At 46.6% G+C, this 221-nt stretch carries 1 protein-coding gene; it reads left to right on the forward strand.

Features of this window, described 5'->3' with window-relative positions; translation table 11 throughout:
• Nucleotides 1-221 (forward strand): DUF5977 domain-containing protein (locus DMB71_RS00025; RefSeq protein ID WP_162614715.1); only part of this gene is annotated, 221 nt, incomplete at both ends.

The following is a 221-nucleotide window of genomic DNA, read 5'->3' on the forward strand; positions in this document are numbered from 1 at the left end:
ATGATGTAAATGCAAACGGGCAGGCTTACGCTAATGCTCAAGGTTCTTGTAGTTTTGTAAACGTGGTAAAAAGCGGAACTTTCACTAGGAATAACTGCGGAGCTGGAGGAACAGGTTCAACTGTAACCTACACTGTCAACGCAGGAACATACACTGCTGCAACCCAAGCAGAAGCCGATGCACTTGCGCAGAATGATGTAAATGCAAACGGGCAGGCTTAC

This window comes from Flavobacterium tistrianum (assembly GCF_003254545.1).
Taxonomy (GTDB): Bacteria; Bacteroidota; Bacteroidia; order Flavobacteriales; family Flavobacteriaceae; genus Flavobacterium; species Flavobacterium tistrianum.